Origin of the sequence: Streptomyces sp. NPDC047049, from assembly GCF_040643995.1 — a bacterium.
In the GTDB taxonomy this organism is placed as follows: Bacteria; Actinomycetota; Actinomycetes; order Streptomycetales; family Streptomycetaceae; genus Streptomyces; species Streptomyces mooreae.
Genome location: NZ_JBEYVM010000004.1, coordinates 367,549 through 391,096, shown reverse-complemented (window position 1 = coordinate 391,096; position 23,548 = coordinate 367,549). Strand labels below are relative to the sequence as shown.

The following is a 23,548-nucleotide window of genomic DNA, read 5'->3' as shown; positions in this document are numbered from 1 at the left end:
CGACAGCCGTGGCGCTCTCCGTACATCGGCCGGTTCTCGCTGCGCTTCCGTTGGTCTCCATCATCTCTCGACACGGGACGGACCCGCAGGGAGAGCGAGTTCCGCAGGGCATGGGCGACCCGTGCGCGAGCGAGCATTATCCGTCGCTGTTTCCAGGCGGGCGACCGTGTTGACGATATTCAGTGCGATGATTTCGGACGCGCTTTCGGGGCGGGTCCGTGGAGCGGCGGCGGACAGCGGACGGCGGGCATCCCGGTGCGCCCGCCAGGGGCTCTCCTCGTGTAACCGTCCGGCGTGGAGACCGACTTGGAGCCCGGCCCGGCGGCCGACTTGGAGATGTTGATCCGCGGCGACTATCCTGACATTTGGTTGCCTGTAGCAACCAAATCAATGTACATCACATCCGGCGTAGCCGACTGCGCCCGCCGGCGTCAGGAGGAAGCCTCACATCATGCCCAACGCCGCCCGGACATTCCGCACCTATGCAGAGGAGAACCTCGATGTACTTAGCGCCGACCCGGGGCGCGAAGTCCTGGTACACCAAGGCCGCCGCGTCACGGCAGGCGAGTTCCGCTCACTGGTCCACCGCATGGCACGGGCACTGTGCGCCCGGGGCGTCGGCCGCGAAGCGACCGTCACGCTCCTGAGCGGCAACCTCCCGGAGATCATCGCAGCCCGTTACGCGGCCAACCTGCTCGGCGCCCGGGTCAACTACCTCTACAACAAGCTGTCCGCCGAGTCCCAGGCCGCCATCGTCCGCGATGTCGAGACCCACGCCCTGATCGTCGACCCGCGCTATGCCGAACGGGCCGCCGAGGTCACCGCGTTGGCGCCGGTTCCGGAAGTGCTCGTCCTCGGCCCCGCCAAGGTGGGCACGGACCTGCTGGAGCTGGCGGCCGGTCAGTCCGACGAGCCGTTCGCGAGCCGGGCCCGGCCCGACGACGTCTGCACCATCCGCCACACCGGCGGCACCACCGGCCACCCGAAGGGCATCTGCACCACCTTCGAGCAGACACGCTGGTTCCACGGGGTGCTCCAGCAGCCGGAGTACCAGCGACGCCAGCTGGTGTGCACCACCCTCGCGCACGCCGCGGGGCTGATGGCCGACAGCACGCTGCACGCGGGCGGCACGGTCGTACTGCTCGACGACTTCGACCCGAGCACCGCGCTCGCCGCCATCGCACGCGAGCACATCACCGATGTCTTCCTGCTGCCGCCGCTGCTCTACCAGCTGATGGACCACCCGGACGCCCGGCACACCGACACCTCCAGCCTGCGGATGCTGACCTACGGCGGCTGCCAGGCGTCCCCGGCCCGGATAGCCGACGCGGTAAGGACGTTCGGCCCGGTACTGATGCAGGGCTACGGCCAGAACGAGGCCGGCGGCATCAGCGTGCTCACCCAGGAGGACCACGACCCGCAGCGCCCCGAGCGGCTGCGGTCGGCGGGGAAGGTGCTGCCCGAGGTCGAGGTGGCGGTCCGCGACGAATCGGGCCGCGATCTGCCGGCCGGTGAACACGGCGAGATCTGTGTCCGCTCCGACATGGTCATGAAGGGGTACTGGAAGCAGCCCGAGCTGACCGCCGAGGTCCTGCGGGACGGCTGGCTGCACACCGGGGACATCGGATTCCTCGACGACGAGGGGTACTTGACGATCGTCGACCGGATCAAGGACATGATCGTCGTGGTTGGCGGCCATGTGTACACGACGGAACTGGAGGACCTGCTGAACTCGCACCCGCAGGTACTGCAGAGCGCCGTGTTCGGGGTCCGCGACGCCGACCGCATGGAGCGGGTGCACGCGGCGGTGGTGCGGGCGCCCGGCAGCAGCGTCGACGGGCAGCAGCTGCGCGAGATGGTCTGCGCGGAGCGCGGGGCGATGTACGAACCGGCGCACGTCACCTTCGTCGAGGCGCTGCCGCTGACCGATGCCGGTAAGCCCGACAAGAAGGAGCTGCGACGGCGGGCCGAGCAGGAGGCCGGCACCGCGGGCTGACAGCGACGAGCCGCCGCAGCCGGGGGCTGCGGCGGCCTGTCAGTGCTACTGCCGGTCAGAGGATGCCCAGCAGGCCGAAGGGGAAGCCCCCGAAGCCGTAGCCGTAGTTGTCGTAGCCGCAGTGGCCGTAGCCGCCGAAGCCGTTGTAGCCGCCGAAGCCGTTGTAGCCACCCAGGCCGCCGAAGCCACCCAGGCCGCCGAAACCGCCCAGGCCGCCGAAGCCGCCGTAGCCGAAGTTGCCGTAGCCGTGGTGGTGGTGGCAGTGGTGCCTGTGGTGGTGACGACCCTGGTGGTGACGACCGTGGTGGTCGCTCTTGGAGGATGCGGCCGGCGCCTGCGGGGTGGCCGAAGCTATGCCGGCGAGCGGGACGACGGTAGCGGCGGCAAGGGCCGCGGCGGCCACGGAGCGGCCTATGAACTTGCGCATTGCGTTCTCCTGTTTGGCAGGAAATCTGACATTTGATGAGTACCGCGCCCCGCCGTAAACCCCGCAGACACGACGGACAGCCACTCCAACGGCCCCAAGAATTGCTCCGATAGCGGTAATAGACCGGTAAAGCGGTCTGGTGAAAGCCCTGGTCGGAGACCGATGACGCCGAGCGCCGCACCGTAGGTGCCGCCGCCGTCAATCGCCCCCGTGCGGCCGACGGTTCCGGCCGCGCGGCACGCGGCCTGCGTCGGCCCGCACGGCGCACGGAGTCAGCTTTCGCGGCGCACGGCGTCAGTTCTTGCGGGAGCGGCTCGGCTGGACCCGGGACGGCTCCCCCGGCATCTTCGGGTGGTCGGGGGGATACGGCATGTCCCCCAGTCCTTCGTCCGCCGCCTGACGGTCCGCGAGTTCCAGGACGGATTCCAGGCCGAAAGCGTGGTCCATCATGTCCGCGTGCACATCGCCGAGCTCGGCGAACCGCGGGGGGACCGTCCGCAGATCGAAATCCTCGGGCGCGGCGTCGGAGAGCTCGTCCCAGTGCAGCGGGGTGGAGACGGTCGCCCGGGGCCGGGCGCGCAGCGAGTAGGCGGAGGCGATGGTCCGGTCCCGGGCCATCTGGTTGTAGTCGACGAAGACCTTCGCGCCGCGCTCCTCCTTCCACCATGCCGAGGTCACCAGATCCGGCATCCGGCGCTCCAGCGCCCGGGCCAGAGTGATCGCGGCCCGCCTGACCTCGGTGAAGGTCCAGTGGGGCCGGATCGGGACGTAGACGTGCACTCCGCGGCCGCCGGACGTCTTGGGCCAGCCGCGCAGTCCGTGCTCCGCCAGCAGCTCGCGCAGGAGGTGGGCCACCCTGACGGCGTCCGCGAAGTCGGTGCCGGGCTGCGGGTCGAGGTCGATGCGCAGTTCGTCGGGGTGCTCGGTGTCACCGCGCCGGACGGGCCACGGATGGAACGTCAGACACCCCAGATTGGCCGCCCAGAGGACCGCCGCGGGCTCGGTGGGGCACATCTCGTCGGCGAAGCGGCCGCTGGGGAAGGCGATACGGGCGGTGGGCAGCCAGTCCGGCATCCCCTTGGGCGCCCGCTTCTGGTAGAAGAACTCGCCCTCGACGCCGTCGGGGAAGCGCTGCATGGTGGTGGGCCGGTCGCGCAGCCCCCGCAGCACCCCGTCGGCAACGGCGAGGTAGTACTGCGCCACGTCCAGCTTGGTGAATCCGCGCTCCGGGTAATACGTCTTGTCGGGGTGGGACACGCGCACGGTGCGCCCCGCGACGTCGAGTTCGACAGCTCCGGCTCCGGCCATGACTCCACGCTAGGTTCCGGGCGCCGCCGCCGCGCGCCGGGCGGGGCGGCGGCCGGCTTCCCGCACAGCGGCCGTCCCGGCGCGCGGGATACGGCGCCGGGCCTCAGGATCGGGACCATGGATCTGCCCGTCATGCCCCCGGTCTCCCCCATGCTCGCGAAGCCGGTGACCGCCATCCCCGCCGGCATGCTGTACGAGGCCAAGTGGGACGGCTTCCGCGTCATCGTCTTCCGGGACGGCGAGGACGTCGAGATCGCCAGCCGTACGACGAAATCGCTGACCCGCTACTTCCCCGAAGTGGTCACCGCGGCACGGGCCGAGCTGCCGCCGCGCTGCGTCGTCGACGGCGAGATCGTCATCGCCCATGACGGCCGGCTGCACTTCGAGGAGCTGCTGGAGCGCATCCACCCGGCGGACTCCCGGGTCCGCACGCTCGCCGAGCGGACGCCCGCCTCGCTGGTCGCCTTCGACCTGCTGGCGCTCGGCTCCGACGCGCTGCTGCACGAGCCGCAGTCGGCGCGCCGGGAAGCCCTGGTCGAGGCGCTGCGCCCGGCCGGGGCGCCGGTGTACACCGCGCCCGCGACGGAGGATCAGGAGCTGGCGCGCCGCTGGTTCACCCAGTTCGAGGGGGCGGGTCTGGACGGGGTGGTCGCCAAGCCGCTCGGTCTGCCGTACCGGCCCGGCGACCGCACCATGTTCAAGATCAAGCATGCCCGGACCGCCGACTGTGTGGTCGCCGGCTACCGGCTGCACAAGAGCGGGCCGGTGGTCGGTTCCCTGCTGCTGGGCCTGTACGACGGCGAGGGAGTGCTGCAGCACGTCGGGGTGTGCGCCTCGTTCCCGATGGCCAGGCGGCGTGCGCTGGTCGAGGAGCTGGCGCCGCTGCTGATGGACGAGGTCTCGGCGCACCCCTGGGGCGCGTGGACCGACGAGGCGGCGCACGCCTCCCGGCGGATGCCCGGCGGGCCCAGCCGCTGGAGCGGCGGCAAGGATCTGTCGTGGGTGCCGCTGCGCCCGGAGCGGGTGTGCGAGGTCGCCTACGACCACATGGAAGGCAGCAGATTCCGTCATACCGCCCAGTTCCGGCACTGGCGTCCCGACCGTACGCCGCAGAGCTGCACCTACGCCCAGCTGGAGGAGCCGGTGGGGTACGACCTGGGGCAGCTGCTGCCGGGCTGACCTCGCGGGTGGCTGCCGGGCTGACCGGGCGCGGCGCGGCGCGCCGGTGGCCACCGGAACCGGGTCAGGTGGGGTCACCGTCCGGCGGCCAGCGGCGCCGGCTCTCCCCCGGCGCCAGCCGGTCCACCACGTCGGCCAGTTCGCCGCAGGCCTGCTCGATCTTGCGGCGGATGGTGTTCTGCTCGGTGACGATCGCCGACAGCAGCAGTGCGGTGAGCGCCGCGGACGCGTTGAGGGCCTGCAGATTGACCATCGCCTCCAACAGGCTCTGGCCCTCGAACGGTCCGGTGCGTGCCGTCGCCGCCCTGATGACCAGCACGGACACCAGCAGCACACAGGGCGCGGCACCCGCCAGCTGGAAGCGCAACGCGGCCCAGACGATCACCGGGAAGACCAGGAAGAGCAACGACAGCTCGCTGCGGACCGCGATGACCGTCACCGCGACCGTGGCGACCAGCAACGCCGCCGCCTCCGCCCACCGGTATCCGGGGACACCGCGGGGCCACCGCATCGTGCGGCAGACGAGGACGAGCGGGGTGATGACGAGGATGCCCATCGCGTCGCCCGCCCACCAGGCCACCCAGGTCCGCCAGAAGCCGCCGCCCGGCAGGGCGCCTTTGAGGTAGAGCGTCCCGGTGCCCAGCGTCGCGCTGATCAGCATTCCGGCGAAGGCGCCGAGCGCGACCAGCGCCACCCCGTCGCGCAGCCGGTCGAGTGCGGTGCAAAAGCCCACCCGGCGGAGCATCCAGAAGGCGCAGACCGGGGCCAGGGTGTTGCCCGCCATGATCCCGAAGACCGAGACATCGAGCGGGTTGATCGTGGCGACGACCGCGAGGGTGCCGAGGGCGATGCCCGGCCAGGTCCGCAGGCCCAGGAGGAGCAGACAGCTCAGGGAGATGCCCGTCGGCGGCCACAGCGGCGTGACCACGGCACCCGAGATGACCACCTGTTCCAGCAGGCCGATCCGGGCGGACGCGTAGTAGACGCCGGCGAGGCCGAGGATCATCAGGGCGGCTGGTGCAAGACGGCGGAGTTCCTCGGTGCGCACCACATCAGCCATCAGACAACGCCCGGGGCCGGGCGCAGGCTGCGACACGCACTCCCGGCCCGCGCTTCACCCGGCTCCGGGCGGGGCCGCGTCGAAGCGCAGGACGAGCACCGCCGAGTCATCGGTGTGCCCGGTGAACTCGGCCACGCTGATCGCCACATCGGCCACGGTGGCCGGGTTGCCGTCGGCATTGGCGCTGACCAGGCGGGTCACCTGGGTCAGTCCCGCCTCTATCGGGAAGGAAGGGCCCTCGACCACGCCGTCGGTGAGCAGCACGAACGCCCCCGCGGTGGCGAACCGGCGGCGGGACACCGGGTAGCGCTCGCCCGGCAGGATGCCCAGCGGCAGGCCCCCGGGGTCGTCGGCGAGGCCGGAGCGGCCGTCGGTGGTGGCCCAGACAGCCGGTACATGACCGGCCCGGGCACTGCACAGCTCCCAGGCTGCCGGGTCGAAGCGTACGAAGGTGCAGGTCGCGAAGAGCCCGCAGTCGACCGAGACCAGCAGGTCGTTGGCCCGGCTCAGCACCTCGCCCGGGTCGGCGGCATGGCCGGCGACGGCCCGCAGCCCGAAGCGGATCTGTCCCATGAAGGCGGCCGCCTCGACGTCGTGCCCCTGCACATCACCGATGCAGAAGGCGAGCGACCCGTCGGACAGGCGGAAACCGTCGTACCAGTCGCCCCCGATGTCCAGTCCGTGCCGGGCGGGCACGTAGGTCGCGGCGGCGCGCAGCCCCGGTACCCCCGGCAGCGCCGCCGGCAGCATCTCGCGCTGCAGCGCCTCGGCCAGCTCCACGCGCGCCCGCTGCTTCTCGGCGCCCTCCCGCGCCTGGGCGGTCAGCCGTCCGAGCGTGGTCAGCAGATCGTCGGCGCTCGCCGACCGCGGGGGACGACGCCGCAGCATGGGCCGCTCCCAGGTGCATCGGTGTGCCCGCCAGGGAGCGTGCTCCGTACGGCAGTCCGCGGTGGCCGCCTGACCTGGCCTGATGGGCTCCGGTGGAGCCCGCCTCTCCCGGTTCATCTTATTTCTGCGGGGGGACTTCCGCTTGACGGCCGGGGGCGGGGCCGGGGGCGGGGCCGGGGGCCGGGCCCGGGGGCCGGGTGGCCAGGACGGGCGGCGGGCAGCGGGCGGCGGGCAGCGGGCAGCGGGCAGCGGGCAGCGGGCAGCCACCCGGACGATCAGGGCTTGGGGGTCGTCCCGCCCGCCGCCGCGCCGCCCGGCCGGCTCAGGCGTCCGCCGGGCGGGCAGCCACCAGATGCCGGACGCCGGACCGTACGGCCCAGAAGAAGACCGCCAGCGCCAGGACGGCCACGGTGATCGAGTCGTACGGCGCCGGCAGCCGGCCGGCCCCCCCGAACGTGCCCAGCCCGGAGAGCACTGTCAGGGCGACGAGGTAGACCACCAGCCAGGCACCGGTGCGGAGTTCGGCGCCGAGCGGGCGGCTCGGACCGGCGCCGTCGTCCTCGACGCGGACACCGGGGCGGCGCATGGCCAGGAAGATCAGCAGGCCGCCGAGGACCAGGGGCAGCGCGAGGCGCAGGTCGTCCCAGCCCGACCAGTAGACGAACTCGCTGGCCACCACGAAGCTGAGCGGGGCGATCCAGCGCAGCCCGGGGACCCAGCCGGCGGTGTGGCCGCCCGGCTCGGCGCGGAAGACCGCGACCGCGACCGCGGAGGCGGCATAGATCAGCAGGTACATATCACCCATGACGCTCACGATGTCCTGCCAGCCGCCGAACGGCAGCAGGAAGATCACGATGACCAGGAGGTTGATGGCCAGGGCCCGGCGCGGGATGCCGAACCGCTCGTTGACCTTCATGAAGTACCGGGGGATGGTGCCGTTCTTGGCGAGCGCGTAGGTGTGCCGCGCGTCGATCGCCACGCCGACGTAGGCCGACCCGCCGGGCGAGACCACCGCGTCCGCGTAGAGCAGGCTGGCGAGCCAGTGCAGGTTGAGGATCAGCGCGAGCTGGCCGAACGGCGAGTCGAAGGAAACCCCCTGCCAGCCGTGGCCGAGCAGATGCTCGGGGACGGTGAAGAGGAACGCCAGCTGCAGCGCCAGGTACATGGCGACGGCGAGGCCGATGCCGGTGAGGACCGCGGCGGGGATGGTCCGGCGGGGGTTGCGGGTCTCGCCTGAGAAGTCCAGCGGCGCCTGGAAGCCGTTGACGGAGTAGACGATGCCGCCGCCGGCCAGCGCGGTCAGGCAGGCGACGTAGCCGTACGGCGCGAAGCCGCCGTGGTCCGTGAGCCGGCCGGAGTGCCAGCCGGAGGCGATCAGCGCCACCACGGTGATCACCGGGACGACGATCTTGAACACCGAGATCAGGTTGTTGAGTTGGGCGAACATCCGCACCGCGAACCAGTTCAGCACCGTCAGCACCACGCTGAGTCCGGTGGCCAGGGCCAGGCCGGAGAGGGTGAGGGTCTGGCCGTTGTAGATGCCCGGGAGGTAGTGCGCGGCGTACTGCATGATCGCGCTGATCTCGGCGGCGGTGCCGCCCACCGACAGCATCGTCGACCAGCCGATGAGGGTGCCGACGAGCCGGCCGCTGGCGAACAGCGGCCAGCGGACCGTGCCGCCGCCCTCCGGACGGCTGGCGCCGAGTTCGATCATGACCAGGGCCACCAGGCCGCACAACAGCCCGGCCCCGACCCAGGACAGCAGCGCCGCGGGGCCGGCCGTCTGTGCCGCGTACATGGCGGCGAACAGCCAGCCGGAACCGACGATATTGGAGAAACCGATGCCCGTCAGCCCCCAGAAGCCCAGGTCACGGCGCAATCGGCGCTCCTGCGCCAGCACTTGTGGGGCGCCGGCCCCGTCGCCCTCACCTGATACCTGACGCTCCGTCACGAAAGCGGCCTCCTTGATTCGCTGTTCCGGCTCGCCGGACCCTACTCGACGATCGCCGAAGAGGAATCTCCCGCTCCACCAGCGGACACTTCCTGCACACAGCGCATCGGTCGAGCACGCAGCGCAGTCAGGGAATACCGGAGGGTGCGCCCCGTTCCGTCACGGACGGCCCGCGGCCGGCGGCCTCACCCGATTCATCCGACCCGGTCGACCGGGACGCCGAAGGTCGTCGCCAGGCCGTCCCGCCCGGCGTCGGTGAGATGCACGACGCGGCGGTACGTCCCGTGGCGGAGCCATTCCAGGGCGAACAGCCGGGCGGTGAGCGCGGCACCGAGCGCGCCGGCCAGGTGGTGGCGCCGCTCGGCCCAGTCGACGCAGTAGCGGACGGCCGCCCGGCGCCGGGGGAGGCGGTCCGTCTCGACGCCGAAGGCGGTCAGCTCCTGGCGGCCGTGCGGAGTGAGGACGTAGACGACGTCCGTGGCGGCGGCACCCGCTTCCGGGGCCGTGGCACCCGCGCTCGGATGGGAGTCCGCGCTCGGGTCCGTCGCACCCCCGCTCCGCACCGTCCGCTCGGCGGCGAGGATGTCCCGCTCCTGGAGGGCGCTCATCACCGCGACGCCGAGCCGCCCCGCCAGGTGGTCGTAGCAGAGGCGGGCGCGCCACAGCGCCTTGGCGCGGGTGTCGGCGTTCAGGGACCGCACCGGCAGGGGACGGGCGATCGCGGCGAGCTGTTCGAGGGCGCGGGCGACATCCGTGGTGGCGAGCCGGTAGTAGCGGTGGCGGCCGTCGAGCTCGACGGTCAGCAGCCGGGCGTCGAGGAGCTTGGCCAGATGACCGCTGAGGGTGGAGTTGCTGACCCCGGCCTCGGCGGCGAGGGCGCTGGCCGGCAGCGCGCCACCCCCGGCGAGGGCCAGCAGCACCTTGGCGCGGGAGGGGTCACCGATCGCCGCCGCGACATGGGCCACGTCGGTCTCGGTCGGGGCATCCATGTCCCCGACGGTACGCCGCGCACGCTTCGGCAGAGGGCGAAACGTCCTCCCGCTCCGGCCGGCCCCGCGGGTGCCCCCCTGGCGCGAGAACGTTTCGGCGCCTGCCGTACGGATCCGGCAGAACACTGGCCGTATGCCCACGCTCTGCGCACCCACCACGGCACCACGGACCGCGGACCGGCTCACGCCGCTGCCGCTCGTCGCCGTGTGCCTGGGGTACTTCATGGTCATCCTGGACGTCACCGTCGTCACGGTCGCTCTCCCGGCGGTCGGCACCGCCCTGCACACCGGAGTGACCGGCCTCCAGTGGGTGGTGGACGGCTACACCCTGGTGTTCGCCGGGCTGCTGCTCTTCTGCGGCGGACTCGGCGACCGGCTGGGCGGCAAGGCGGTGTTCCTGAGCGGCCTGGTGGTGTTCACCCTCGCCTCCGCCGGGTGCGCACTGGCGCCCACCACCACCGTGCTGGTCCTGGCCCGGCTGGTGCAGGGGCTGGGCGCGGCGCTGATGGTGCCGGCCTCGCTGGCACTGCTGCGGACCGCGTACCCCGGCCGGGCGGCGCGGGCCCGCGCGTTCGGCATCTGGGGAACCGTCGCGGGCCTCGCCGCCGGGGCCGGTCCCGTCCTGGGCGGCATCCTGGTCGCGGGGCTCGGCTGGCGGGCGGTGTTCTTCCTCAATCTCCCCGTCGGCCTCGCCGCACTGTTCCTCACCTCCCGTCACGTCCCCCGCTCCCCCGGCGGCCGCGGCCACCGGGGCCTGGACCTCCCGGCCCAGACCGCGGCGGCGGTGTGCCTGGCCGGCCTGGTCACCGGATGCATCGAGGCCGGGGCGCTGGGCTGGACACATCCGGCCGTCCTCGGCGCCTTCGCCGGGTGCCTCGTGGGACTCCTCGCGTTCCTGGTACTGGAGCGGCGCTCCCCCGCGCCGATGCTGCCGCTCACGCTCTTCCGCGCCCGCGCCTTCTCGGCCTCGGCGGTCATCGGCGTGCTGCTCAACACCGGCTTCTACGGGCTGCTGTTCCTCGCCCCGCTGTACTTCCAGGGGGTGCACCACTACAGCGCCCTGCGCACCGGATGCGCGCTGCTGCCCGCGGTCGGTGTGGTGGCCGCCGGCTCCGCGCCGGCCGGACGGATCACGTCCCGCACCGGGCCGCGGCTGCCCATGGTGGCGGGCCTGGTGGTGGGCGCGGCCGGGCTGGCCGGCTGGCTGGTGGCCGGCCCCGGCACACCGTATCCGGCGCTGGTGGCGCCCATGGCCTGCGCCGGCTTCGGCACCGCGCTGACCATGCCGGCCTCCACGGCGGCCGTAATGGAGGCCGCGCCGGGCGAGCGCAGCGGTGCCGCGGCCGCCGTGTTCAACGCCGCACGGCAGATCGGCAGTGCCCTCGGCGTCGCGCTCTTCGGCACGCTGGTGGCCACCGGTCTCGTGCCGGGCCTGCACACCGCGGTGGGCATCGGCGCCGCGGGCTTCCTCCTTGCGGCGGTCCTCTCCGCCTGCTGCATCCCGGGCGCCGGCCGGGCCGGCCGCCGGACGCGGGAGCGGCGGACGTGAAGGGGCGAGGCCGACGGCCGGGCGGGAGTCGAGAACCGGAGTGCGCCAATCGGAGGTGCGCCGGCCGGAGGTGCGCCCGCCCGAGGTTCAGCCGCAGCTCCAGCAGCCCGACCAGCATGCGGTGTGCCGGGCGTGGTGCCGCCGGGCGGCGGACCGCTCCTCGGCGTGGCCGGGCTCGGCGAGGGCGCGCAGACCGGCGAGTTGCGCGCACAGCACGACGCTGATCGCCGCGATCTCCTCGGGCTCGGCATGGCCCCGCTCGATCCGCAGCCAGGATGCGGGCGGGCCATCGAGCGGCACCGCCTCCTCGACCGGCGCGGCGTCATCGACGGCCGGGCCCTCGCCCGCGGCCGAAGCGTCCCCGGCCGCCGTGCTCTCCTCGGTGGTCCCGCGCTCCTCGGTGGCTCCGCTCTCCTCGGCGCGGGTGCCGGCTGCGACGGGTGCGGGCTCGCCGGTGGCCGGGTCCGCGCCGACGGCCGTGCCCTCGTCGGTGACGGCCGCTGCGCCGAGGGCTTCACTCGCCTCGGTGGAGGTGCCGTCACCGGCGGGTCTGGCCTCGTCGATGACTGTGCTCGCGTCGGTGGATGTACTCATGTGGGGTCCGTCGGATCGGTGGTGGAGCGCGGTAGGCGACCGGCGGCCCGGCGTTGCGCTGTGCCGTGTCCGGGCAGGTCACAGGGCCGACGCTAGAAGCGCTCCGGGGCCCTGTCGCGCGGGGAGCGCGTCTGCTGCGCCATTCGGACGACCGGCCCGTGGCCAGGGCGTGATATCCGGCACCGGAGCCGTGTTGCTCCCGGCCGTCGCCCCGTGGGCGACGAGCATCGCGCACAGGTTGGTGCCAGGCACGCGGCTTCCGGACGACTCAGCAGTCAGGATGGGCGGGACCATGAGATGTGATCAGGCCGGGGACGAACGTGCCCCTGTGAGCGACGACGGACGCCGGGGCTTTCTCAAGTGCGCGGCGGGGCTCGCGGGTGTGGCGGCCGCGACGGGGCTCGGCGGCCAGGCGGCCGCCGCTGCCGCGGACCGTTCCGCGAACGGGCTCCGCGAGAACGGGGGACTGCCCGACAAGGTGCCCTTCCACGGCCGGCACCAGGCCGGCATCGTGACTCCCCAGCAGCTCTTCGCCGGATTCGTCGGCTTCGATGTGATGGCCGAGAGCCGCGAAGCCCTGACCGGTCTGTTCCAGAAACTCACCACGCGCTGCCGGGTGCTGACGGACGGGGTGAAGCCGCTGGACGAGCAGGTCGCCGCGGAGCGGCCCACCCCCGACTCACTCACCATCACGCTCGGCGTCGGCGCCTCCCTGTTCGACGACCGGTTCGGGCTCTCCGGCCACAAGCCCCGCCACCTCAAGGCCATGCCGGCGTTCCCCGACGACCGGCTGGAGCCGGCGCGCTGCCACGGCGACCTGTCGCTGCAGATCTGCGCCCAGCATCCGGACGCCATCGTCCATGTACTGCGCGATCTGGCGCGGGAGACGCACGGCCTGCTGCGGCCCCGCTGGCGCGCGGACGCCTTCCTCAACCCGTCGCGGCCCTCGGGCTCGCCGCGTACCTTCGTCGGTTTCAAGGACGGGATCGTCAATCCGGACACCGGCTCGTCCCGGGAGATGAACCGGCTGATGTGGGTGACCCCGCCCTGCGGGGAGCCGGACTGGGCGCTGGGCGGCAGCTATCAGGTGCTGCGTCTGATCCGCTTCCACATCGAGAAGTGGGACAAGGTGCCGGTGGCCCGGCAGGAGCAGATCTTCGGACGGCGCAAGGCGAGCGGTGCGCCCCTGGACGGCAAGGAGGAGAACGACCCGCCGAGGTACCGCGACGACCCGCACGGCCAGAAGATCCCGCTCGACTCGCACATCCGGCTGGCCAACCCGCGCACCGAGAAGACCGACAGGTCCCGCTTCCTGCGCCGGAGCTACAACTACGACCAGGGCTTCGACCAGTCCGGACGGATGGACCTGGGGCTGGTCTTCTGCGGCTACCAGCAGAACCCGGAGCGGCAGTTCGCGACCGTCCAGCGGCGGCTGCGGCACGAGCCGCTGGCCAAGTTCATCACCCCGCTCGGCGGCGGCTACTTCTTCATCCTGCCCGGGGTACGGGACGCCGACGACTGGTTCGGCTCCGGGCTGCTGAAGAAGACCTGAGCAGGAGGGACACCCACGCCGAGGGCGGCACCGGTTCCGGTGCCGCCCTCGCCCGTACGCCGGGGACCCGCTCAGCAGATCCGCGGCAGCTGCTCCCCCAGCGGCAGGTCGACCACCCGGGTGCCGCCCAGCGGGGTACTGGCCACCACCATGCCGGGGTGGGTGGCGACGGCCTCGCCGATGATCGCGGCGCCGGCCCCCAGCGGATGGGCGCGCATGGCGTCCAGCACGGCGTCGGCGTGCTCACGGGGCACGAAGGCCACCAGCTTGCCCTCGTTGGCGACGTACATCGGGTCCAGGCCGAGGATCGCGCAGGCGTTGGCGACGGCCGGCGGGACCGGGATGGCGCGCTCCTGGATGACGATGCCGGTGCAGGAGGCGGTGGCGATCTCACACAGCGCGGCGGCCAGCCCGCCGCGGGTGGGGTCGCGCAGCACATGCAGATCGGGGGTGACGGCGAGCATGGTCTCGACGAGGCCGCCGAGGGCCGCGCAGTCGCTCTCGATCTCGACGCCGAACTCCAGGCCCTCGCGGACGCTCATGATCGCCACGCCGTGCAGGCCGATGTCGCCGCTGACGATCACCACATCGCCGGGGGTGACGCGTTGCGGCCGCAGGTCGACGCCCGCCGGGATCAGCCCGATACCTGCGGTGTTGAGGTAGACGCCGTCACCATGCCCCGCCTCGACGACCTTGGTGTCGCCGGTGGCCACCTCGACACCGGCGGCCCGCGCGGCCGCCCCCATGGCGTCGGCGACCCCGGCCACCACAGGCATCTCCACGCCCTCCTCCAGGATGAAGCCGCAGGAGAGGTAGGCGGCCCGGGCGCCGCTCATGGCGAGGTCGTTGACGGTGCCGTTGACGGCGAGGTCGCCGATGCAGCCACCGGGGAAGAAGAGCGGCCGCACGACATAGGAGTCGGTGGAGAACGCGAGGCGCACGCCGCCGAGGGACACGGCGGCGGAGTCACCGAGCTGGGCGAGGATTTCGCCGCCGAAGGCGGGGGCGAAGATCTGCTGGACGAGTTCCGCGGACAGGGCGCCGCCCCCGCCGTGCCCCATGACGACACGGGGCTGGTCGCGGAGCGGGGCGGGACAGGTCCAGCCGGAGATGTCGACGGTGGGCAGGCCGCGGTCGGCCGGGGTGGGACCGCCGCCGGGGGTGGGGTGGAGGGTGTCAGACAACGGGGCTCGCCTCCTGGGGGGTGGGCGTGGTGCCGAGTCGGCGGTAGAGGTAGTAGGCGGCGCAGGCGCCCTCGCTGGAGACCATGGTGGCGCCGAGCGGGGTGCGCGGGGTGCACAGCGTCCCGAAGGCCTCGCACTCGTGCGGCTTGATGAACCCCTGGAGGACTTCCCCGCTGCGGCAGGCGGCGGGTTCCCTGGTGGCGATGCCGTCGACGGAGAAGCGGTACTCGGCGTCGTAGTCGCGGTAGCGCTCCGACAGCCGCCAGCCGCTGGCGGGGATGGTGCCGATGCCGCGCCAGGAACGGTCGGTGACCTCGAAGACATCCGCGAGCATGGCCCGGGCCGCCGGGTTGCCCTCGCTGCGTACGGCGCGGGGGTAGGCGTTGTCCACGGTGTGTTCGCCGCGCTCCAGCTGGCGCACGGTGCGGCGGATGCCCTCCAGGATGTCCAGGGGCTCGAAGCCGGTCACCACGATCGGCACCCGGTGGCGTGCGGCCAGTTCGGGGTACTCCCCCATCCCCATCACACTGCACACGTGCCCTGCGGCGAGGAACGCCTGGACCCGGCAGTCCGGCGAGGTCATGATGGCCTCGATCGCGGGCGGTACCCGGACGTGCGAGACCAGCAGACTGAAGTTGGGGATGCCGAGCTTACGGGCCTGATACACCGTCATGGCGTTGGGTGGTGCGGTGGTTTCGAAGCCGATACCGAAGAAGACCACCTCGCGGCGCGGGTTCTGCTGGGCGATCTTCAGCGCGTCGAGGGGGGAGTAGACGACCCGTACGTCGCCGCCCCGGCTGCGCACCTGGAACAGGTCCCGGTCGCTGCCGGGGACGCGGAGCATGTCACCGAAGGAGCAGAAGATCACGTCGGGCCGGGCGGCGATCTCCAGGGCCTTGTCGATGACCTCCAGGGGTGTCACACAGACCGGACAGCCCGGTCCGTGGATCAACTCGACCTGTTCGGGCAGCAGTTGGTCGATTCCGTGGCGGATGATGGTGTGGGTCTGCCCGCCGCAGATCTCCATCAGGGCCCAGGGCCGGGTCACCGTGGACCGGATGTCGTCGAGCAGCCGGCGGGCGAGCTCGGGATTCTGGAACTCGTCCAGGTACTTCACCGGCCCGCCTCCTGCGCTCCGTCGCCGACCGCTGCCGCGGGTGCACCGCGCACTCCGGCGCCCGCCCCGGTGGCGGCCCCGGCGCCCCTCTCCTCCCCTTCCGGGGGCGCGGCCGCCGCCTCCCAGGGATCGCCGAACTCCTCCTGCAGCAGGCCCAGTTCCTCGAACAGGGCCAGGGTCTTGCGGGCGGACTCCTCGTCCAGCCGCTGCAGCGCGAAGCCGACGTGGACGATGGCGTACTCGCCGACCTCCAGGTCGGGGACGTACTCCAGGCACACCTCCTTGACCACACCGCCGAAGTCGACGGTGGCCATCCGGGTGCCCTCCCGTTCCTCGATGTCCAATACCTTGCCGGGTACCGCCAGGCACATGGGCCTCTCCTCGTCGTGAGTACGTTGCGTCTGTCGCGCCGTGACGCCGCTCAGCGCGCGGCGGCTCCTGCGGTGCGCGCCGCCACGACGATCTGGCCGAGCGCCAGTCCGCCGTCGTTGGGCGGGACGCGGCGGTGGCGCAGGACGGTGAAGCCGTCCTGTCGCAGGAGGCGGGCGGCGGCCTCGGCCAGCAGGGTGTTGGCGAAGACGCCGCCGGTCAGTGCCACGGTCGTCAGGCCCGTGCGCTCCCGGGCCAGCGCGCAGCCCCGGCGGACGAGGTCGGCGACCGCGGTGTGGAAGCGGGCCGCGATCAGCGCCGGGCCGGTGCCGGCGCGCAGGTCCGCGACGACGGCGGCGAGCACCGGCGCCGGGTCGGCGACGGTGTCGGCACCCGTCGTGCCCAACGGTGCGGCGCGCAGCGCGAACGCATAGCCGGGCCCGTGGTCCTCGCCCGCGGTCAGGGCCGCGGCTTCCAGGGCGACCGCTGCCTGGGCCTCGAAGCCGGCGTGGTGGCAGATCCCGGCCAGTGAGGAGACGGCGTCGAAGAGACGGCCCATGCTGGAGGTGGGCACACAGTTGAGGTGGCGCTCCAGCTGACGGGACAGCAACTGCCGCTCCTGCGGCGGGCAGGCGGCCACCGGCGGCAGGTCCGCGGCCCAGTCGAGGCCGGCGGCGCGCAGATGGGCCAGGGCCATCCGGTAGGGGCGCCGTACGGTGGTGTCGCCGCCGGGCAGCGGGACGTAGGCGAGCTGGCCGAAGCGCCGGTAGCCGTCGTAGTCGGCGAGCAGGATCTCGCCGCCCCAGATGGCGTGGTCGTCGCCGTAGCCGGTGCCGTCGAACGCGACGCCGATGACGGGGTGGCCGTCGGGGAGGCCGTGTTCGGCCATGGCGGCGGCGATATGGGCGTGGTGGTGCTGGACGCGGACCAGCGGCCGTCCGTCGGTGTGGCGCCGGGCCCACTGCCCGGAGCGGTAGCCGGGGTGCCGGTCGGCGGCGAGCACCTGCGGGCGCACCCCGGTGACCGTCTCCAGGTGCGCCTCGGCCTCCTCGAACGCCAGCTGGGTGGCCAGGTCGTCCATGTCGCCGATGTGCGCGGACAGCCAGGCGCGGTCTCCCTCGGCGACGCAGAGCACGTTCTTGAGGTCGCCGCCGGTGGCGAGCGCGGGCCGGACCGGAACCGGGAGGCGTACGGGCAGCGGGGCATACCCGCGCGAGCGGCGGAGGAACAGCGGCTCCCCGTCGCTGACGCGGACCACGGAGTCGTCGCACGGGATGCGGATCGGCCGGTCGTGGGTGAGCCAGGCGTCGGCCAGATGCACAAGGCGCCGTACGGCTTCGTCGTCGTCGGTGACGATCGGTTCGCCGGCGACATTGCCGCTGGTCATGACGAGCAGCCGGGGCCCGTGGGGGTCCCCCCGCCGGAGCGGCGCCGAGAGTGGGGGAGGGTCGCCGGGCAGGCCGAGCAACAGATGGTGCAGCGGGGTGTACGGCAGCATGACGCCCAGGTCGGGGCTGCCGGGGGCGACGGCGTCGGACAGCACCGGAGCATCCGGGGCCGGTACGGGGTCCCGGCGGCGGCGCAGCAGGACGATGGGCCGTACCGGCCCGGTGAGCAGGGCGCGCTCCTCGGCCCCTGCGCGGACCAGGTGTGCGATGTCGTCGACATGGCGGGCCATCAGGGCGAAGGGCTTGTCGCCCCGGGCCTTTCGGCGGCGCAGCAGGGTGACGGCGGTGTCGTTCGAGGCGTCGCAGACGAGGTGGTAGCCGCCCAGGCCCTTGACCGCCACGATCGCGCCGTCGGCGAGCAGCCGGCGGGCACCGGCGACCGGGTCGGGACCGGGCTCCGGGACGGGCGGGCGGGTGCGGTCGGCCGGGTCCGTGGTCAGCAGGCGCAGCCGGGGGCCGCAGTCGTGGCAGGAGATGGGCTGGGCGTGGAAGCGCCGGTCCGCGGGGTCCGCGTACTCCCGTGCGCAGCGGGGGCACATCGGGAAGCGGTCCATGGTCGTCAGCGCACGGTCGTAGGGGACCCCGGTGACGATGGTGAAGCGGGGCCCGCAATGGGTGCAGGTGAGGAAGGGGTGCCGGTGGCGGCGGTCGGCCGGGTCGGCCAGCTCGGCGAGGCAGGCCTCGCAGGTGGCGGCGTCCGGGGAGACCAGGGTGCGGGAGAGGCCGTCGGCGCGGGAGGGGAGGATGTGGAATCCGGTGTCGCCGGTCACCGCGACGTCCTCGGCGTCGACGGTCTCCACCACGGCCAGCGGTGGCGCATCGGTACGGATCCGCCGGCCGAACGCGGCGAGCGCGGCGGCGGCCCCCTCGACCTCGGTGACGACGCCCTCGCCGGTGTTGGTCACATGGCCCGTCAGGCCCAGTTCCGTGGCGAGGGTGTGGACGAACGGGCGGAAGCCGACGCCCTGGACGACGCCGCGCACGGTGATCCGGCGGCGTTCGGCGGCTGTCGCGGGGGCCGCCACGGCGCCCGCCTCGGCCTGCCCGGTGGTCATGAGCGGCCTGAGGCCACGGTGTCGGGGTCGGGGTCGGTGGTGTGCGGGCGGCCGCCGTCCTGGGCCCGCGGGGCGTGGGCGTGCTCGCGGTGGTGGCCGTGGTCCGTGCCGTGGGTGTGGTCCCCGTTGTGGCTGTGGTCCCCGTGGTGGGTGTGGACCGCGCCGTGGAGGTGGGCCCCGTCAGGGAGGTGGCCCTCGTCGCGCGGCTGGCCGTCCCCGGCGTCATGGACGTGATGGGACTTACGGGTCATGACCGGGATGTGCACCGGCGCCCCGTCGCGCGCGGCCAGCGCCCGGTCGACCAGGACGCCGTCCCCTTCGCCCCGGCGCGCCGAGGTGAGGACGACCTCGACGCCGGGGTTGATGCGTTCGACGTTGGCGCGGAACTCCGCCTCGTCGAAGGAGACCGCCTCGGCGATATCGGTCTTGGTGACCACCACCAGATGGGCGAGCCCGAAGGCGGTGGGGTACTTCAGCGGCTTGTCCTCGCCCTCGGTCACCGACGCCAGCACGATGCGCAGCGTCTCCCCCAGGTCGTAGGAGGCCGGGCAGACCAGGTTGCCGACGTTCTCGATGAACAGCAGCCGGGTGTCGGCGGGCAGCCAGCCGTGCAGGTGGCCGCCCAGCATCTCGGCCTCGAGGTGGCAGAGCCCGTCGGTCAGCACCTGTTTGACGGGCACGCCGGAGCGGGCGAGCCGTACGGCGTCGTTCTCGGTGGCGAGGTCGGCGGTGAGCGCCGCGACCGGGATGCCCCGGCTGTGGGCGAGGGTGAGTTCCCGCTCCAGCAGGGCGGTCTTGCCGCTGCCGGGGCTGGAGAGCAGGTTGACGACCGCGGTGCCACGGGCGGCCAGGTCCTCGCGCAGGGTGTGGGCGCAGGCGTCGTTCTTGGCAAGGACCGCCTGTTGCAGGTCGACGACACGGCACATGGTTCAGCGCTCCTCAGCGATCGGGGCGGGTGCCGGGGCGTCGTTCCAGCACACACGGATGATCTGCAGTTCCCGGCCGGACAGCAGCTCGGTCGTCGCCCCGCCGCATCCGGGACAGCTGAGCCGGGGTGGCATGCCCACCGGCCAGGTGTCCGCGCAGGCGCCGCAGCGGGCGCGGGCCGGGACGGGTTCGGTGATGAGCTCGGCGCCCTCCAGCACCGTTCCGGCGCAGGCGAGTTCGAAGGAGAAGGCCAGCGCGTCCGGGACCACCCCGGCCAGTTCGCCGACCTGCAGCCGGACGCTGTTGACGGTGGTGGCCCCGGTGGGCCGATCAGCGTTCTCGACCTGGTCCACGACCGCGAGCGCGATGGACATCTCGTGCATCGGTCCCTCTCTGGTGCGGGCACGACCGGGTGCCGCCCGGCTTCATTAGACGGCGGGCCCCAAGGGCGGCTGCGGTGCCTCGCCGGGGTGGCGCGGTGGCGTACACCGTTCGGTGCAGCGCCACCCGTCACATGGACCGGATGCGCAAATAACGCCTGACGTCGGGCAGTACGGCCTTGAGGACAACGGCGAGCGTGGCGGCGAGTGCCCCGCCCAGGGCGAGCTTCAGCATGGTGTCGTGTTCCTCTCATCGCTGGTGTGCGGTGCGTCGGCGTCCGGTGCGGGCGCCGTGCCGACCAGCCGCAGGATCAGCCCCACGGCCTCGTCGACCGCGGCGTCGACCGGTTCGCTGAGCCCGATGCCCTCGGTGACATCGGCGGGTTCACAGCCGACGACCAGGACGCGCTCCGGGCGCCGGCCGTCGGTGCCCGCGCTGAGCGTGTCGAGCAGCGCGAGCACGGTGTCGGGGGTCATGTGGTGACCGTCGAGCGCGGTCTCGTGGGGAGGGGCGCCGGCCGGAGCGGTGGCGTCGAGGAGGTGGACGGTGCCGGGTTCGGCGCCGCGTGCGGAGGCGTCCACCAGCAGCACCGTGTGGTAGCCGTCCAGCATCTGGTAGGCCAGGTGCACGCCGCGGACGCCGATGTCGACGACCTCGGCCCCGTCCCGCAGCCGGTGCTCGCCCAGCCGTCGTACGACCTCGACACCGAATCCGTCGTCGCCGAGGAAGATGTTGCCGACGCCGGCGATCAGGATCTTGGCGGGCGGCCCGGCGACCGGCGCTTCGGCGTTCACGCGTCCTCCAGGGGGGCGATTTCGTCGGGTTGGAAGTACAGGAACCGGCCCTGCTCGCGCCGGATGTCGACGCCCGGATCGCCCTCCACGGTCACCGCGAGGTGCACTCCGCCGTCGACGTCGTGCAACACGGCCTCGACATGGGCGGTGCGGCCCTGGAGGAAGAGGTCCTGAGCGTCGGTGCGACGGAGTCCGGGCCGCAGCAGCACCCGGCTGCCCGCGCCGACCGAGTGCCCGTCGACCGTGATCCGGTCGCGTACGGGGTCGACGCTGCGGTCGCTCTCCGGGTCCCACCAGGGGGTGTCCGGGCGCAGGCCCGGCACGTCGGGCGTCAGGTCGTCGGGGGCGGCCGGGCCAGGACCGGTGACCTCGCGCAGTGCCCGTACGGCGCCGTGCAGACGCTCCAGCACCTCGGGCGGCATGGTGTCGGCGAGCTCGATGACCTCGGCGGCGCGGGGGTCGGTGCCGCGGGCCTCTCGCTTCTCCTGGTCGGTCAGGGCCGCGGTGCGCAGGGCGAGGATTTCGTCGATCTCCAGAGCGTCGTAGAGCGCGCCGGGGCTCTCGGGGGCGATGGCCGGGTGGTCCTCCAGGATGATCGGGGAGGACAGGACCACATCGGCGCGGCCCGCGTCTCCGGCCAGCACGGGCCAGGCGTGCTCGTTGCGGCAGGCCGCGATGGCGCCCGTGGCCCACTCCGGCGGGTCGGTCATGGACACGAACGAGCCCGCGCTCAGGCCGAGGAAGAGATGGGCGCCGACCAGCGAGTGCGGCAGCGCCGCGTCCCGGTCGGCGCCGGTGTCCTCCGGTTGCCAGCCGCTGGTGTTCTCGACGGTCGCGGTCAGCCGCAGCGCCGCGTAGGGGCCGTCGAGTTCGCTCGCGGTCAGCCGCACCCGTCCGTGGAGCTCCGCGCGGCGGCGCACCAGCCTGCCGACGAGGCGGCCGTCCGCGTCGTGCACCGGCTCGGTCTCCTCCCCCGCGGGCCGGGTGAACGGCACGGTGACGCCTTCGCCGGTCAACTGGGAGATGGCGGCCGCGAGCGGGACGCGCTCCTCGACGCCCTCGTCCCAGGGGACCAGTACCCGGTCGGGCAGTTCGAGTTCCGCGACGGTCTCGAACTCGCCGTCCGGGCACAGGCGTTGGACGGTGCGCCGCTGGGCGTGCAGAAAGCGCAGCTCGGCCGAGAGCCGGGCCCCCGACCTGGGCTCCATGAGGCATTCGGTGCGCTGGAAGGAGTGCTCCGCGCTCCGGGCGCCCCAGTGCGGCGGTACGAGGACGCCGAACTGCCAGCGGAGTTTGTTCTTGGCGGCGGAGGCGCGGTACGGGTAGAGCACATAGCCCTCGAACAGCACGGCGTCCGCCACCTGGCGGGCGGTGGCGAAGCGGTCCGCCGTCTCGTCGGGCAGGACGCTGGTCGTCACGGCGCGGTCCTTTCGATGGCGGGGTGGACGGCGGCGGTGCGCGCGGCGGCGGTTCCGGGGAACAGCCTGGCGCGCGGTGCGGGCGGTTCGGCGTCCTCCGCGGTCGCCAGCAGCGACTCGACGGCCGTCTGCCAGGAGGGCAGAGCGTGCCGCGAGCGGTAGGCGAGCAGCGCGTCGAGGGTTTCGCGCGGCAGCCGGAGCCAGCCGCAGCCGGGGAAGTGCGCCTCGGTCATCTCCTGCCAGACGTCCACGGGCATCCGCACGGACGCTTCCTTGTTCCAGGGCACCGGCTCGACGTGGAAGCCGCCGCTGCCGGCGAACACCGTGCCGGAGAACAGCAGCAGCAGCGGGACCTCGCCGTCGCGCAGCGCACGGAAGTAGCGGCCGGCCGCCACCTCCAGGTCGTAGCTGCACGGGACCGGGAGGTCCAGCTCGGTCTCACCGGTGAAGCCGGGGACGACCAGGGAGACCTGGGCGAGCTGCAGGGGCTGCAGGGTGCTGCCCCAGCGGGAGCGTGCGCCGAAGAGATCGCTGAGCGCTTCGGCCTCGTCGGGGTGGTAGCCGCGCCGGGCCGGTTCGATGCGGAGCTGGCAGCGCAGCGCGACGGCGTGCACCCGGGCCTCTTCGGCGGCGGTGATCCGCAGCCGGAAGAGCAGGGTGGGGGCGGCGGCGTAGCGGTCGGCGCGGACACCGGTGCACTCGAAGGACAGATCGGTCACGGCCGGTCGTCCTCCTTCAGCTCTCTGGCCCTGCGGGCGACCTTGGCGAAGAAGTCACCGAGCGCGGTGCGGGCTTCGGCCCCGCCGTCGAAGCCCTGCCACAACAGGCGCATCCGGCCGACGAGTTCGTAGCAGACGTCGACGGGCACCAGATAGCAGTCGATCCGGCCCTCGGAGCGGCGCAGCAGCAGCGCCTCCACATCGGGCCGGAGGAGGCCGGTCAGCCGGCTGGCGGCGAGCACGCTCTGCCAGGTCGAGGCGTCGAGTTCGCTCTCGGTGGCGCCGGCCGGGCTGGGGTAGAGCGCGACCAGCCGGTCGGGGTCGGCCTGGCGCAGGAAGAAGACGACGCCGACGGGGATCTGGAGGAGGTTCCAGGCCGCGTCGTCGAGGGTGTGGCCGGGGTCGACGAGATAGCGGTCGGGGACGGTCTGGAACTGTCCGCCGCCGGCACCGGGCCGGTCGAAGAGCAGTGCGCAGGGGGTGCAGGCACAGGCCAGCGCACGGCGTTCGGTGTTCACCAGGTGGCGGTGGTTGTGCTCGGCCAGCACGACACCGCACAGTTCGCAGCGATCGGGGGCGGGCGGTACCGGGGCGCGGAAGCGGCGCAGGCCGCGGTGGGCGGCCGCCGGTCCGAGCCGCGGGG

General features: G+C 73.1%; 21 protein-coding genes. 4 read left to right on the top strand and 17 right to left on the bottom strand.

Annotated elements, in window-relative coordinates; genetic code table 11:
* Positions 1 to 451: 451 nt before the first annotated feature.
* Positions 452 to 1,996 (top strand): AMP-binding protein, encoded by a 1,545-nt coding sequence (locus tag ABZ851_RS13235; RefSeq protein WP_361125590.1) that lies wholly within the window; start codon positions 452 to 454, stop codon positions 1,994 to 1,996.
* A 55-nt stretch (positions 1,997 to 2,051) separates the two neighbouring features.
* Here the strand turns inward: ABZ851_RS13235 and ABZ851_RS13230 are convergent, their stop codons facing one another.
* The gene (locus ABZ851_RS13230) at positions 2,052 to 2,423 is read right to left on the bottom strand and encodes a hypothetical protein (RefSeq protein WP_336049715.1); all 372 of its coding nucleotides are present in this window, start codon (positions 2,421 to 2,423) and stop codon (positions 2,052 to 2,054) included.
* Positions 2,424 to 2,717: 294 nt separating this feature from the next.
* Complete coding sequence (ligD, locus tag ABZ851_RS13225) at positions 2,718 to 3,731, bottom strand: non-homologous end-joining DNA ligase (RefSeq protein WP_361125586.1); 1,014 nt, start codon at positions 3,729 to 3,731, stop codon at positions 2,718 to 2,720.
* 117 nt (positions 3,732 to 3,848) lie between these two features.
* Here ligD and ABZ851_RS13220 point away from each other — a divergent pair, with 117 nt between their 5' ends.
* Positions 3,849 to 4,910, top strand: a complete 1,062-nt coding sequence (locus ABZ851_RS13220; protein ID WP_361125583.1) for an ATP-dependent DNA ligase — start codon at positions 3,849 to 3,851, stop codon at positions 4,908 to 4,910.
* A gap of 64 nt (positions 4,911 to 4,974) precedes the next feature.
* Here ABZ851_RS13220 and ABZ851_RS13215 read toward each other — a convergent pair whose 3' ends face one another.
* The 4 genes from ABZ851_RS13215 to ABZ851_RS13200 form a co-directional block, all read right to left on the bottom strand.
* Positions 4,975 to 5,961 (bottom strand): MASE1 domain-containing protein, encoded by a 987-nt coding sequence (locus ABZ851_RS13215; RefSeq protein ID WP_361126241.1) that lies wholly within the window; start codon positions 5,959 to 5,961, stop codon positions 4,975 to 4,977.
* 63 nt (positions 5,962 to 6,024) lie between these two features.
* The gene (locus tag ABZ851_RS13210; RefSeq protein ID WP_361125580.1) at positions 6,025 to 6,858 is read right to left on the bottom strand and encodes a PP2C family protein-serine/threonine phosphatase; all 834 of its coding nucleotides are present in this window, start codon (positions 6,856 to 6,858) and stop codon (positions 6,025 to 6,027) included.
* Positions 6,859 to 7,180: 322 nt separating this feature from the next.
* On the bottom strand, positions 7,181 to 8,809 hold the full coding sequence (locus tag ABZ851_RS13205; protein WP_361125577.1) for an APC family permease: 1,629 nt from the start codon (positions 8,807 to 8,809) through the stop codon (positions 7,181 to 7,183).
* 194 nt (positions 8,810 to 9,003) lie between these two features.
* On the bottom strand, positions 9,004 to 9,798 hold the full coding sequence (locus ABZ851_RS13200; RefSeq protein ID WP_361125574.1) for a helix-turn-helix domain-containing protein: 795 nt from the start codon (positions 9,796 to 9,798) through the stop codon (positions 9,004 to 9,006).
* A gap of 133 nt (positions 9,799 to 9,931) precedes the next feature.
* Between ABZ851_RS13200 and ABZ851_RS13195 the strand changes: the two genes are divergently transcribed.
* Positions 9,932 to 11,347, top strand: coding sequence for an MFS transporter (locus ABZ851_RS13195; protein ID WP_361125571.1), 1,416 nt, complete (start codon positions 9,932 to 9,934; stop codon positions 11,345 to 11,347).
* Positions 11,348 to 11,434: 87 nt separating this feature from the next.
* Here ABZ851_RS13195 and ABZ851_RS13190 read toward each other — a convergent pair whose 3' ends face one another.
* Positions 11,435 to 11,941 carry an acyl-CoA carboxylase epsilon subunit gene (locus ABZ851_RS13190; protein WP_361125568.1) on the bottom strand — a complete coding sequence of 169 codons (507 nt, stop codon included), beginning with the start codon at positions 11,939 to 11,941 and terminating at the stop codon, positions 11,435 to 11,437.
* Positions 11,942 to 12,269: 328 nt separating this feature from the next.
* Between ABZ851_RS13190 and efeB the strand changes: the two genes are divergently transcribed.
* On the top strand, positions 12,270 to 13,493 hold the full coding sequence (gene efeB / locus ABZ851_RS13185; RefSeq protein WP_361125565.1) for an iron uptake transporter deferrochelatase/peroxidase subunit: 1,224 nt from the start codon (positions 12,270 to 12,272) through the stop codon (positions 13,491 to 13,493).
* Positions 13,494 to 13,564: 71 nt separating this feature from the next.
* Here the strand turns inward: efeB and hypE are convergent, their stop codons facing one another.
* From hypE to ABZ851_RS13135, 10 genes are all read right to left on the bottom strand, one after another.
* On the bottom strand, positions 13,565 to 14,620 hold the full coding sequence (hypE, locus tag ABZ851_RS13180; RefSeq protein WP_336049772.1) for a hydrogenase expression/formation protein HypE: 1,056 nt from the start codon (positions 14,618 to 14,620) through the stop codon (positions 13,565 to 13,567).
* A 49-nt stretch (positions 14,621 to 14,669) separates the two neighbouring features.
* Positions 14,670 to 15,794: a hydrogenase formation protein HypD gene (gene hypD / locus ABZ851_RS13175; RefSeq protein WP_361125562.1), complete on the bottom strand. Its 1,125-nt coding sequence runs from the start codon at positions 15,792 to 15,794 to the stop codon at positions 14,670 to 14,672.
* Positions 15,791 to 16,165 (bottom strand): HypC/HybG/HupF family hydrogenase formation chaperone, encoded by a 375-nt coding sequence (locus ABZ851_RS13170; RefSeq protein WP_361125559.1) that lies wholly within the window; start codon positions 16,163 to 16,165, stop codon positions 15,791 to 15,793. Before ABZ851_RS13170 ends, hypD begins: the two co-directional genes overlap by 4 nt.
* Before the next feature lie 50 nt (positions 16,166 to 16,215).
* Positions 16,216 to 18,666 (bottom strand): carbamoyltransferase HypF, encoded by a 2,451-nt coding sequence (hypF, locus tag ABZ851_RS13165; protein WP_361125556.1) that lies wholly within the window; start codon positions 18,664 to 18,666, stop codon positions 16,216 to 16,218.
* Entirely contained in the window at positions 18,663 to 19,592 is a 930-nt protein-coding gene (gene hypB / locus ABZ851_RS13160) for a hydrogenase nickel incorporation protein HypB (RefSeq protein ID WP_361125553.1), read from the bottom strand. The genes hypF and hypB overlap by 4 nt, the downstream gene beginning before the upstream one ends.
* Positions 19,593 to 19,595: 3 nt before the next feature.
* Entirely contained in the window at positions 19,596 to 19,976 is a 381-nt protein-coding gene (locus ABZ851_RS13155) for a hydrogenase maturation nickel metallochaperone HypA (RefSeq protein WP_361125550.1), read from the bottom strand.
* A 225-nt stretch (positions 19,977 to 20,201) separates the two neighbouring features.
* Complete coding sequence (locus tag ABZ851_RS13150) at positions 20,202 to 20,768, bottom strand: hydrogenase maturation protease (RefSeq protein ID WP_361125547.1); 567 nt, start codon at positions 20,766 to 20,768, stop codon at positions 20,202 to 20,204.
* Positions 20,765 to 22,186: a hypothetical protein gene (locus ABZ851_RS13145; protein ID WP_361125544.1), complete on the bottom strand. Its 1,422-nt coding sequence runs from the start codon at positions 22,184 to 22,186 to the stop codon at positions 20,765 to 20,767. The genes ABZ851_RS13150 and ABZ851_RS13145 overlap by 4 nt, the downstream gene beginning before the upstream one ends.
* Entirely contained in the window at positions 22,183 to 22,905 is a 723-nt protein-coding gene (locus tag ABZ851_RS13140; RefSeq protein WP_361125541.1) for a DUF6084 family protein, read from the bottom strand. Before ABZ851_RS13140 ends, ABZ851_RS13145 begins: the two co-directional genes overlap by 4 nt.
* Entirely contained in the window at positions 22,902 to 23,513 is a 612-nt protein-coding gene (locus ABZ851_RS13135; protein WP_361126236.1) for a DUF5947 family protein, read from the bottom strand. Before ABZ851_RS13135 ends, ABZ851_RS13140 begins: the two co-directional genes overlap by 4 nt.
* Positions 23,514 to 23,548: the final 35 nt, after the last annotated feature.

Coding starts and splice junctions, on each gene's coding strand:
- ligD (WP_361125586.1), bottom strand. CDS start 3,731: ATGGCCGGAGCCGGAGCTGTCGAACTCGACGTCGCGGGGCGCACCGTG.
- ABZ851_RS13170 (WP_361125559.1), bottom strand. CDS start 16,165: ATGTGCCTGGCGGTACCCGGCAAGGTATTGGACATCGAGGAACGGGAG.
- ABZ851_RS13235 (WP_361125590.1), top strand. CDS start 452: ATGCCCAACGCCGCCCGGACATTCCGCACCTATGCAGAGGAGAACCTC.
- ABZ851_RS13195 (WP_361125571.1), top strand. CDS start 9,932: ATGCCCACGCTCTGCGCACCCACCACGGCACCACGGACCGCGGACCGG.
- ABZ851_RS13200 (WP_361125574.1), bottom strand. CDS start 9,798: ATGGATGCCCCGACCGAGACCGACGTGGCCCATGTCGCGGCGGCGATC.
- ABZ851_RS13210 (WP_361125580.1), bottom strand. CDS start 6,858: ATGCTGCGGCGTCGTCCCCCGCGGTCGGCGAGCGCCGACGATCTGCTG.
- hypB (WP_361125553.1), bottom strand. CDS start 19,592: ATGTGCCGTGTCGTCGACCTGCAACAGGCGGTCCTTGCCAAGAACGAC.
- ABZ851_RS13220 (WP_361125583.1), top strand. CDS start 3,849: ATGGATCTGCCCGTCATGCCCCCGGTCTCCCCCATGCTCGCGAAGCCG.
- ABZ851_RS13230 (WP_336049715.1), bottom strand. CDS start 2,423: ATGCGCAAGTTCATAGGCCGCTCCGTGGCCGCCGCGGCCCTTGCCGCC.
- hypF (WP_361125556.1), bottom strand. CDS start 18,666: ATGACCACCGGGCAGGCCGAGGCGGGCGCCGTGGCGGCCCCCGCGACA.
- ABZ851_RS13155 (WP_361125550.1), bottom strand. CDS start 19,976: ATGCACGAGATGTCCATCGCGCTCGCGGTCGTGGACCAGGTCGAGAAC.
- ABZ851_RS13190 (WP_361125568.1), bottom strand. CDS start 11,941: ATGAGTACATCCACCGACGCGAGCACAGTCATCGACGAGGCCAGACCC.